Source organism: Immundisolibacter sp. (assembly GCF_041625615.1).
GTDB lineage: Bacteria > Pseudomonadota > Gammaproteobacteria > Immundisolibacterales > Immundisolibacteraceae > Immundisolibacter.
Genome location: NZ_JBFJTF010000174.1, coordinates 1 through 3,916 on the forward strand (window position 1 = coordinate 1; position 3,916 = coordinate 3,916).

At 68.4% G+C, this 3,916-nt stretch carries 4 protein-coding genes; all 4 read left to right on the plus strand.

Annotation, left to right across the window (positions count from 1 at the left end; translation table 11 throughout):
- Window positions 1-1,279, plus strand: a 1,279-nt coding sequence (locus ABYX71_RS10875) for an aldehyde dehydrogenase (RefSeq protein ID WP_372696518.1), incomplete at its 5' end; no start/stop codon positions are given.
- A gap of 11 nt (window positions 1,280-1,290) precedes the next feature.
- Window positions 1,291-2,079, plus strand: a complete 789-nt coding sequence (dmpE, locus tag ABYX71_RS10880; RefSeq protein WP_372696519.1) for a 2-oxopent-4-enoate hydratase — start codon at window positions 1,291-1,293, stop codon at window positions 2,077-2,079.
- Between the two features lie 259 nt (window positions 2,080-2,338).
- Complete coding sequence (locus tag ABYX71_RS10885) at window positions 2,339-3,247, plus strand: thiamine pyrophosphate-dependent dehydrogenase E1 component subunit alpha (RefSeq protein WP_372696520.1); 909 nt, start codon at window positions 2,339-2,341, stop codon at window positions 3,245-3,247.
- Between the two features lie 2 nt (window positions 3,248-3,249).
- Window positions 3,250-3,916, plus strand: a 667-nt coding sequence (locus tag ABYX71_RS10890; protein WP_372696521.1) for an alpha-ketoacid dehydrogenase subunit beta, incomplete at its 3' end; no start/stop codon positions are given.

A 3,916-nucleotide genomic window follows, 5' to 3' on the forward strand; every position in this document is an offset into this window, starting at 1 on the left:
GTGGGGCAGCATGCCGCTGGCCGAGCGCATGGACCTGCTGATGAAGCTGGCGCACGGCATTCAGGCCCGTGCCGAGGAGTTCGCGCAGGCCGAGGTGGCGGACAACGGCATGCCCATCACGCTGGCGCGCCATGTGAACATCCCGCGCGGCAGCGCCAACTTCATCCAGTTTGCCGAGCACTTCAAGTACGTCGCCACCGAGTGCTGGGAGATGGAAGGCGCGCTCAACTACGCGCTGCGTCGGCCGCTGGGTGTGGTCGGCATCATCTCGCCGTGGAACTTCCCGCTGCTGCTGACCACCTGGAAGGTGGCGCCGGCCCTGGCGGCCGGCAACGCCGTCATCATCAAGCCGTCCGAGGAGACGCCGGCCACCACCGCGCTGCTAGCCGACGTGGCCAAGGACATCCTGCCGCCGGGTGTGCTGAACGTGGTGCACGGGTTCGGGCCGGATTCGGCCGGTTCGGCGCTGACCGAGCACCCGGACGTCGACGGCATCACCTTCACCGGCGAGACCACGACCGGCCAGATCATCATGCGCGCCGCCGCCGCCAACCTGAAGAAGGTGTCGTTCGAGCTCGGCGGCAAGAACCCGAACATCATCTTTGCCGACGCCGACCTGGACGCCTGCATCGACACCACCATGCGCTCCTCGTTCGCCAATCAGGGCGAGGTGTGCCTGTGCGGTTCGCGCATCTATGTCGAGCGCCCGCTGTACCAGGCGTTCCTGGACAAGCTGGTCGAGCGCATCCGCAGCTCGGTCAAGATCGGCGACCCGACCGATACCTCCACGACGCTGGGGGCGCTCATTTCCAAGGAGCATCTGGCGCGGGTGCAGACCTTCCTGGATTCGGCCAAGGCCGATGGCGCCACCTTCCTGACCGGCGGCAAGCGTCCGGAAGGGCTGCCCGATCACCTCAAGGACGGCGCTTTCCTGGAGCCGACGGTGATCGTCGGTCTCGGGCCGGACTGCAAGGCGCAGCGGCAGGAGATCTTCGGCCCGGTGGTGTCGGTGACACCGTTCGACACCGAGGAAGAAGTGCTGGCGCTGGCCAACGACACCAACTACGGCCTGTCCGCCACCGTGTGGAGCAGCAACCTGGCCCGTGCGCACCGCGTGGCGGCGCAGCTCGAAGCCGGCATCGTGTGGGTCAACACCTGGTTCCTGCGCGACCTGCGCTCGCCGTTCGGCGGCATGAAGTACTCCGGCATTGGCCGCGAGGGCGGCGTGCACTCGCTCGAGTTCTACTCCGAGCTGAAGAACATCTGCGTCAAGTTGTAAGGAAGAACCTCATGGAATCGGCCAAGATCGACCAGTACAGCGAACAGCTGTACCAGGCCCTGCGCAGCGCCCAGGTGGTGGACCCGCTGACCGCGCGCGAGCCGGACATCAGCATCGAGGATGCCTACCAGATTCAGCTCGGCATCATTCGCCGGCGCATGGAACGCGACGGTGACACCATCATCGGCAAGAAGATTGGCGCCACCAGCAAGGCCGTGCAGTCCATGCTGGGCGTGGACCAGCCGGATTTCGGCCACCTGATGTCCAGCATGGCGTACAACGATGGCGACGTGGTGCCCATCGAGGGCAACCTGATCCAGACGCGCATGGAGGGCGAGATCGCCTTCATTCTCAAGCGCGACCTGCTGGGACCGGGCATCACCAACGCGGCCGTTCTGGCAGCGACCGAGTGCGTGATGCCGTGTTTCGAGATCTGCGATTCGCGTATCCGTGACTGGAAGATCCGCATCCAGGACACCGTGGCCGACAATGCCTCGGCCGGGCTGTTCCTGCTCGGCGACCAGGCGGTCGACCCGCGTCGCATCGACCTCAAGACCTGCGGCATGATCCTGGAGAAGAACGGCGAGGTCGTCGGCCTCGGCGCCGGCGCGGCGACGCTGGGTCATCCGCTGAATGCCGTTGCCTGGCTGGCCAACACGCTGGGCCAGCGCGGGATTCCGCTCAAGGCCGGTGAGGTCATTCTGTCCGGCTCGCTGGCCACCATGGTCAGTGCCAAGGCCGGTGATCACATGCGTGTCACCATAGGTGGCATGGGCAGCGCGTCGGTCTGCTTCGCCTGAAGCATCTCTCCGTGGCGGTCGCCTGCAGGATGCGGGCGGCCGGCCGCGCGTTTGCCGACGAGCAGGTGCCGCGTGACCGGTGACGCCCGTGGCGGCACCGAGTGCCATGCGGGGCTTGTCAGCCGCCCCGGGCGGCCAGCGATCAGGGAGTCAGATTGTGGTTCGACGCACGTCGCGCGCGCCTTCAGAGTCAACGCAACGCAAGGATGCGAAACGCACGTCGACAGACCGTGACACGGTCATCGGCCTGTACCGCACCATGCGCCGCATCCGCAGTGCGGAAGGGCGCCTGTCGGAACTGTTCGCCGCCGGCGAAGTGCCGGGGTTCATTCATCTGAGTATCGGTCAGGAGGCGGTTGCCGCCGGCGTGATGGCGGCGCTGCAAGCGGCCGACACCATCGCCTCCAATCACCGCGGCCACGGTCACTGCCTGGCACGCGGGGTCGACCTCGCGGGCCTGTTCGCCGAGATCATGGGCCGCGATACCGGCCTGTGCCGCGGCCGTGGCGGTTCCATGCACGTGGCCGACATGCGCATCGGCATGCTCGGGGCCAACGGCATCGTCGGTGCCGGCATTCCGCTCGCCGTGGGCAGTGCGCTGGCGCACCAGGTGCGCGGCACCGGTGGCGTGGCGGTGGCGTTCTTCGGTGACGGCGCGCTGGCCGAGGGGGTGCTGCACGAGTCGATCAACATGGCGGCGTTGTGGCGCCTGCCGCTGCTGCTGGTGTGCGAGAACAACGGCTGGTCGGAGTTCTCGCCCGCCGAACAGCAGTTCTCGGCAAAGCCGCTGGACCTTGCCGCCGCGTTCGGTGTGGCCGGCGAACAGGTGGACGGCAACGATGTGGTGGCGGTGCTGGATGCCGCCACGCGGCTTCGGGCGCAGGCGGCCGGCGACGGCCCGCGCATGCTCGAGTGCATCACCGACCGCGTGCGTGGCCACTACGAGGGCGACTCTCAGCGCTATCGGGCCGGCGCCACGCGTGATCTGGGCGACCCGCTCGACGCCTGCCGGCGCCGCCTGCGCGCGGCGCGGGTGAGCGCGGCGGCCATCGACGCCATCGACGCGCAGGTCGAGCAGGAGGTGTCGGCTGCGGTCGATCAGGCGCGCACCGGCGCGCATCCGAAGTTCGCCGAGGCCTCGGCGGACGTTTACAGCACGAGTGTCTGACGATGCCTGAACTGCGTTACGGCAAGGCCATCGGCCAGGCGTTGCACGATGCCATGACCGGCGACCCGAACGTGGTGGTGTTCGGCGAGGACATTGCCGGTGCCGGTGGCAGCTTCGGCGTGACACGCGGCCTGCTGGACAGCTTCGGGCCGCTGCGTGTGCGCGACACGCCGATCAGCGAGGCGACCATCCTGTCGGCGGCGGTCGGCGCTGCCATGGGTGGCCTCAGGCCCGTGGTCGAGATCATGTTCATGGACTTCATCACGCTCGGCATGGACGCCCTGGTCAACCAGGCCGCCAAGGCACGGTTCATGTTCGGCGGCCAGACCAGCGTGCCGATGGTGCTGCGCACGCCGCATGGCGGTGGGCTGGCGGCCGGGCCGCAGCATTCCCAGTGCCTGGAAGGCTGGCTGGCCCACGTGCCGGGGCTGAAGGTCGTCTGCCCGGCGACCGTGGCCGACGCCTACGGCCTGATGCGTGCCGCCATCGACGATCCCGATCCGGTCATCTTCATCGAGCACAAGGCGCTGTACGCGCACAAGGGCGAGTTGACCGAGCCGCCGGCGCCGGTACCGATCGGCCGCGCGGCGACTGCCCGGCCGGGGCGCGATCTGACCATCGTCACCTGGGGCGCGGCCCTGCACGAGGCGCTGGCGGCGGCCGGGCAAC